The following is a 6,831-nucleotide window of genomic DNA, read 5'->3' on the forward strand; positions in this document are numbered from 1 at the left end:
ATGCCTGGCTGCGTTTGCATCTATCCTGCTTTTCTCTTGTGCGACTGCTTACGACGCCGCTGCATCCTTCGCAGCCGAAACCTCTTTCTGTCCCTCGAGATATTCCGTTGGACCGATGATCCCGTTTTCACGATCCTGTTTCTCCAGCTCAAGCGCTTTGGGTACGGACAGCCAGTAGGCCAGGCCGATTGCGATCACGCCGGCCCCGAACTTCCCGATAATCAGAGGCAGGATGATCGTAGGCTGGAAGTTGGCCGAGAACGACAGATGGTCGCCCAGCAAGAACGCCGCACATACCCCAAACGCGATATTGATTACCTTGTCTTTCGGAGGCATGGATCGGACCAGTCGGAACATCGCCAGGATGTTGGCGATTGTCGCAAGCAAGCCTGCGCTGCCTGTCGGACTCAGGCCCATCCGGTTGCCCATCGCCTGCAAAGGCTTCGCCGCGTACTTCCGCAGCATGTACACCATCGGGAAGGCACCCGCCAGCATAATACCAATATAGCCAGCCGTCTCCAGGGCGCGGAACTGATCGGTCGGATCAGCGATGATCGGATCGAAGCCCCAGGAGCCAAACAGCTTGGAAAAGACGCCTGTGAAGTACTCCACGATCGAAAATACAAGCACGAGCTTGATGCCTGCATCCATCGTTTTTCCGAAAATCATGAATGCCTTGATCATTAGGTCGGGCAAGAAGCGAAGCCCAAGCGCAATCGCGACCACAAACACCAGAATCGGCGACAGATTGATGAGGATTTTTCCGTATCCGATGGCAAAGGCGTAGGTGGATTCCGCATCCGTGGAAATCGTTTCGCGCACCTTGGTATTCGTCATCACCAGGATGGCGCTGGTGATAAAGGCGCCGATCGGAACAGTCAAAATCCCGGACATCACGCCAAGGGCCATGTATTTGTGATCCCGTTTGTCGAGCATCGCCAGCCCCATCGGAATCGAAAACACGATCGTAGCGCCCGCCATGAATCCGACGATCATCGCCATAATCCAGCCCTCGTACGAGCTCTTGAGCACGTTGGCCAACTGGTAGCCGCCCATGTCGCTGGCCAAAATAGCCGTGGCGGCAAGCGCCGGGTCGGCCCCGATCTTGTTGAAAATCGGCCCGCAAACCTTGTCGATGAACCAGGAAATGTACGGAATCGACGCCATGATGCCTGCCGCCGGTACGAAGATATAACCGGTGGAATGAAGACCTTCCATAAACTCCTTGCCGAGCCCTTCATCACTGTTGCGGATGGCCGCGACTGCGCCGATCACCGCGCAAATCATGATAAAGTAAATGACATAACTTCCGATTTGGTCCATGTATCAACCCCACCTTTTCTCGAGCATTCTTTCGTGCATGTTGGCATGGAGCGATCCCAAGCCTGTGTAACCAGCCTTCAGCCGCGGACTTCCTCTGCTGTCAGGGGCGTCATCCGGCAAGTCGCGAAGACCGGGACAGCGACATCCTGTTTTTTCCCTCATCGTTCTCCCCCTGCGCAAATAGCAAAAATTAACAATAAAAGCGCTTAGTAATCTGGTAGCAGATTACCCAAGCGCCTTTGCTTTTTTATATACACTTGTGAATTGTGAACAATCGGGACAAAACTGGAACCGCTTACAATTGAACCAAAAAAATAAAGGGAGTGATAAACATAATTTCCACTTCTTGATATACTCTGAATATTCAACGGTAAAGCTCCATTGCTTTACGCCTATCGTAATCCAATTATATGGGCGGTTAGTCATGTTGTCAACACTCGTTTTTGGACCGGTGGAATTGTGTTTCATGCCGCCTTTCGGGCACGCTGCGAAGCAAATCCCCCTGCCGCAGCTGAACAGGGGGCCGTTTTTTAGCGATGCGGTCTAATCTGCCTTCTTCAGCAAGTCGATCATATTCGCCTGCCTGTCCCGCAAAACGTCAGGCGTCCACTTGGAATGCTGTTCAATGAATACCTTGTTGGCTTGGAAAGCGTCAATCCTTTTTCGCAAATACAGCTTCTTCTTCTCTTCAAAATCGTGATTGCCAAGCGCGCTGTTTTTCTTCTGGCTGATCAGGACGAGGTTGGCGAGGCGATTCGTCCAATACACTCTCTGTTCATCCGTGAAATCCCGCTTCCACTGGCTGGCATCCGCCGGATTTTGCGGCAGCACATGCTCCACCGTAATGTAGCTGTGGCCGGAGAGATGCACCGTGTTATCGCTCAAAAGGTACTCGAGCTTCAGCAGCAGATGACGGGCGAACTGCTTTTTGTACACATGTCCATCGATGTTGCGGACAAACTCATCCTCGTCAATCTCGAAGAGCTCCTTCCTCTTGAACAACTCTTCCACTTGATCCGCAGGGGTGTTGTCAATTGCCTTCAAAATGCTGTTCATTGCTTCCAGACGCACCGTAGGCGTGATCCCGCACACCCAGTCTCCGGTGAATTTATGCTCCAGCTTTTTCAGGAATCGCTCCAGATGAGCCGCACCGAATTTGGCATAATAATGCATGAGCGGCGGAATCCAATCCTCCGAACGCAGGCCGATCCGCATGACGGTGATCAGATTTTTGTAGCCATTGCTCAAATTCGAGCCCTGCAGCTCGATGATGTCCTCGTAAATCGTATTGTATCGCTCAATTAATTCAAATGTGTCTTTGCCCATTTGCAGGCTCGGCTGTTTCGGCGCTTTCGGACGGTAAATGTTGTCGTGGAACTCTTCGAGCAGATTGGCGCGGGCTTTTTCCTGCACCAGGATGGTCCGGATGAACTGGAGAAAGCGGTCGAAATTTTCCCCGTGCTTTCCTTCGATCTCTTCCCAAACCTTGGCGTATTTGTTTACTTCCCTTTCCGATGAGAGCGCCCCAATATTTTGCGATTTGAGAATATCCGCGTTTGTCAGAGGAATGCCCCTGTTGTTCAGGATCGTAAACATCCGAAAAGCGTCTTCTGTATTTTCCGTGGAGACGTAAATGAACAAGGCCTTGTTGAAAATAAACCGCACAAACTGGGGCATATCACCCGGCGAAATTTTGTCCTGCAGCTCGGAACGCAGAACGAGGGCGGCATTGGCCATGTTCTCCAGCGAGACGTTTTCGCTTTCCCGCAGGGCCTGCAGCTCTTTTTCCTTCGTCGTTCCGTCCATTGCGATCAGGTGCGATTGAATGAAATCCTCCACCTTGTCCCGGATCTTGTACGTAATCCGCGTTCTCGCCGGGACGTTCTCCAACAGGTTTTCTTCCTGGTAAATCTTCTTTTGCAGCGTGTGCTTGAATTGATCACTGTCGATCAAATCTCGCAGGACGGCCATCATGATAAAGAAAGTGGTCAGCCGCTGCTGCCCGTCCAGCACCTCGTACTCCGGATAAGAGCTCGTCTTGATCCGCTTCAGCACGAGAGAGCCCAGGAAGTAATCATTGTCCGGCTTGTTCTCAAAAGCAAATACGAGGTCCTCCACCAGCTCGGTGATGTTGTCCGTTTGCCAAACGTAAGATCGCTGGTACTCGGGAATGACAAACCAGAATTTCTCTGAAAATATGATTTGAAAAATCTCCTTGTCGGAATCGATCTTCCCTGCCGTCATTTCTGCCGCTCCCTTTTTCTATTATCTTCACATACCGGAAGTAGTGCTATATTCCTATCTTATACGAGCGGACAGTCCTGCTCCAAGCAAAATTGTCCGGGGCGGAAACAAGGAAATGGCCGCTTGCAGCTAAGCATGGGACCGCGCTTCCAAGAGCAGCTTTTCGATCGCCGGCACCGCGAAGCAGGCCAGATGTTCCGGCAGCATATCCAACGCAAACCAGCCGATCTCCCCGATGGCTCCGCCCTCTTCCCTGTTTCGAGCTTCGCCCGATACGATGCGGGTCACATAGATGGCGGAAATCCAGTGCTCCCCCTTTTCCGGCCGGATCGTTTCAGCCAAGCAGAGCAGCCTTTCCACCTGTACCTCCAAATCGACTTCCTCTTTGATTTCCCGTACTACTGTCTGCTCCAACGGCTCGTATAGATCAACCTTCCCTCCCGGAATGCTCCAGGTCCCTTTTTCCGGCTCGCGATTTCTGTAGACGAGCAACAGCCTGTCGTCTGAATCGAGGATGACGGCGCCGACGCCGATTTTGGGTGCTTGCTGTGTCATATCCAATCTCCTGTCCGTGAATTTGCGAGAACGCTCATCGATGTTCTCTTCCTTCCTACACATTATTTTACACTTCATAGGCGATCTTTGTCTTTCTTGCGATCCCCCACTGTTTGGGGAACAAAAATTTCGCGTACCGCAGGCAAAAACCGCTTGACTCAAAACATAACCATCGGTTACATTATAACCAACGGTTAATAACCAATGGTTATAAATTCTGCGTTGTTTTTCTTGAAATAGAAACATGGAAAGGAATTTTCTTATATGACCAGAAAACAGGAACAGCGTTCGGAAGAGACAAAGCGATTGATCCTGGAGGCGGCGGGACGCCTTTTTGCAGAGCGGGGCTACGATGCTGTGACGATGCGGGAAATCGCCAAGGCGGCGGGATGCTCCCATACGACGATCTACATTTATTTTAAGGACAAGGAAGCGCTGCTTCACCATCTGTCCATGGAGCCGCTGCAAGCCTTGTTTTCGGAAATGGAGGCGGAACTGCAAAATGGCTCGCTTTCAGCGGAGGAAAAGCTTCTCGCTGTCAGTACCTGCTTCGTTCGCTTTTGCTTGCTGAACCGGAGCATGTACCCGCTGTTTTTCATGGCGAAGTCCTCCCGCGTGGACGAAAAGGAGCCTTCCCTTGCGCTTCAGCACTTGCGAAACCGGTTGTTTGGTCTGCTGAAGGACGCTGTGACCGCTTGCCTTCCGCCGCATCTGACAGAAGAACAGTCGTGGGCGTATGCCCGCGTCTATTTTTTCACGCTGCACGGCGTGATCGGCACGTACTCCCAGTCGGAGGAGCCGTTTGACATGCTGATGGAACGGCTGGGCTCCACCTTTGAGCTGGCCCTGCGGGTCGCGCTGGCAGGCTGCAAGCAAATCGCACATGAGGAGGCTTCCGCGAAATGAAAGTGGAACAAATTTCGGAGCATATCTGGAGCATCCGTTCCTGGATGCTGATCCCTGTACACGTATGGGCAGTAGCCGATGACGAAGGGGTAACGCTGGTGGATGCGGGGATGCCGTTTATGGCAAAAGGGATTGAAAAAGCCGTGGATCAGCTGGGAGCGGGACCTCTCCGGCGCATTCTCCTGACTCACGGTCATTCCGACCATACCGGTTCCGTCAAGGCGCTCGTGGAGCGCTACGCCATCCCCGTCTACGCCCACCGGACGGAGATCCCTTACATGGAAGGCCAGCTTGCGTACCCCGGTCGCAGGAAAGCGGAGAAAAACGTGGCACCCGGCCTGGCGGAAGCCCTCAAGGAGAACGAGGACGGTCAGCTGTTGACAGTGGCCGGTTTGCGGCCCTGCCTCACCCCCGGGCATTCACCGGGACACGTCGTTTACTTTCACGAAGAAGATCAGGTGCTTTTGGCCGGGGATTTGTTTACCTCAAAGAAAGGAAAGCTGCACAGGCCAATGCCGATGTTTACGGCTGATATGGGCGAGGCGGTGCGCAGCAGCGTTATCGTCAAAAAGCTGGCGCCCCGCCGTCTGGAGGTATGCCACGGGGGGCCCGTCATGGATGCGGCCGCGCAGCTGGATGAATATGTGCAGAAAACGGCGAAGGCCTACTCGATTGACCTGGGGATTGCATTTTGAATTACACTTTACCTATGTAGGGGGAACTCGCCGGACTCCCCCTACTGTCGTCCGGCTGGCAGACTTTCGTGCAGGCAGAAAGACAGGGCATCCGAAGCCTGTTCGTGCACTGATCAGCCCTATCCCAACTGTCTAAGCAGCCATTCTCTCCGATCGACTTCAGCCTCTTCGCAGCCTGTGAAGAGATGGTCGCTCTCATACCATTTGACCTCGCGGGGAGAGCTTGCGGCAGCCATATACTGATCAGCCTGCTCCCTGTCGATGAATTCATCATGATGCACAAATTGAAACAGTACAGGAGCAGGAGCCGCGTTTTTTATGTAGTGAACCGCATCCAGCTCTTCCAGATCGGCAAAAACCCGCTCAAATCGCTCCTTGGGCAAAATCTGCCGAACCAGGGCCGACACCGGGTGCCCGCTGGTCCGGTGCCAGACAGTGGACCGGGAGTAGCCTGCCATGAGCACATAGGCCTTGACGCGCTTCTCCACGCCCGCGAAGACACCGCCCCAGGTCGCGCCATAGCTGTGGCCCACATAGCCGATCCGCTCCGCATCGACGTTATCCAGGCTGACCAAGAGATCCACCCCTCTTTGCAGATCGACGATGGTCTGGACAAACAATTCTTTTTTGATCATCATTTCTACGAGCTGGACCGCTCTTTCCTCCTGAGACAGCTCCGGAGATAAGGCCTGCCGCAAAAACGGTGCGTCAATCGACAGCGATACGATCCCCTGGGTGGCCAATCTCTCCGCTTCCGGCAAAAAGGAAGCGCGGTTCCCTTGGCCCGGGTGCAAAAACAGAACAGCCGGCAGACAGCCTTTCCCCTCCGGAGTCACCAAATACGCCGGAACCTCTCCTCCAAGCGGGCTGTCGTAGGCAATATCCCTCACGCTGTACCCTTCTTTTGCTGCCACAGAATGTTCTTTCCAACTAAGCGGTCGTTCTTTGTCATAGAGAAACATCGTTCTCCCCTCCTTCTACTCGATCAATGCATTCGGACATTTGCGGCGCAGCTCTTTCAAAAACGCGTCCCGATCCTTCGGCGAAATCAGCACCGTTCCGCCATTCCCGTAATGCACAACCGTTCATCTTCGATTCATTTTGACAC

General features: G+C 53.2%; 7 protein-coding genes. 2 read left to right on the forward strand and 5 right to left on the reverse strand.

The window, feature by feature from the left end:
- Nucleotides 1-48: 48 nt before the first annotated feature.
- The 3 genes from eutH to Q3F21_RS14105 all read right to left on the reverse strand — a co-directional run bounded on the left by eutH (nucleotide 49) and on the right by Q3F21_RS14105 (nucleotide 4,122).
- Nucleotides 49-1,323, reverse strand: a complete 1,275-nt coding sequence (gene eutH, locus Q3F21_RS14095) for an ethanolamine utilization protein EutH (protein ID WP_340253830.1) — start codon at nucleotides 1,321-1,323, stop codon at nucleotides 49-51.
- Between the two features lie 543 nt (nucleotides 1,324-1,866).
- A complete protein-coding gene (locus Q3F21_RS14100; RefSeq protein WP_340253833.1) occupies nucleotides 1,867-3,567 on the reverse strand; it encodes a DUF262 domain-containing protein in 1,701 nt (566 codons plus the stop codon).
- Nucleotides 3,568-3,696: 129 nt separating this feature from the next.
- Entirely contained in the window at nucleotides 3,697-4,122 is a 426-nt protein-coding gene (locus Q3F21_RS14105; protein ID WP_340253836.1) for an NUDIX domain-containing protein, read from the reverse strand.
- A 264-nt stretch (nucleotides 4,123-4,386) separates the two neighbouring features.
- Here Q3F21_RS14105 and Q3F21_RS14110 point away from each other — a divergent pair, with 264 nt between their 5' ends.
- Both Q3F21_RS14110 and Q3F21_RS14115 read left to right on the forward strand, forming a co-directional pair.
- A complete protein-coding gene (locus Q3F21_RS14110; protein ID WP_340253839.1) occupies nucleotides 4,387-5,028 on the forward strand; it encodes a TetR/AcrR family transcriptional regulator in 642 nt (213 codons plus the stop codon).
- Nucleotides 5,025-5,723, forward strand: coding sequence for an MBL fold metallo-hydrolase (locus Q3F21_RS14115; RefSeq protein WP_340253842.1), 699 nt, complete (start codon nucleotides 5,025-5,027; stop codon nucleotides 5,721-5,723). Before Q3F21_RS14110 ends, Q3F21_RS14115 begins: the two co-directional genes overlap by 4 nt.
- 119 nt (nucleotides 5,724-5,842) lie before the next feature.
- Here the strand turns inward: Q3F21_RS14115 and Q3F21_RS14120 are convergent, their stop codons facing one another.
- Together Q3F21_RS14120 and Q3F21_RS27450 are read right to left on the reverse strand one after the other, a co-directional pair.
- Nucleotides 5,843-6,685 (reverse strand): alpha/beta hydrolase family protein, encoded by an 843-nt coding sequence (locus Q3F21_RS14120; protein ID WP_340253845.1) that lies wholly within the window; start codon nucleotides 6,683-6,685, stop codon nucleotides 5,843-5,845.
- A 15-nt stretch (nucleotides 6,686-6,700) separates the two neighbouring features.
- Entirely contained in the window at nucleotides 6,701-6,802 is a 102-nt protein-coding gene (locus Q3F21_RS27450) for a PH domain-containing protein (protein WP_425341256.1), read from the reverse strand.
- Nucleotides 6,803-6,831: the final 29 nt, after the last annotated feature.

It is taken from the genome of Brevibacillus borstelensis (genome assembly GCF_037834415.1).
Lineage (GTDB): Bacteria > Bacillota > Bacilli > Brevibacillales > Brevibacillaceae > Brevibacillus > Brevibacillus borstelensis_A.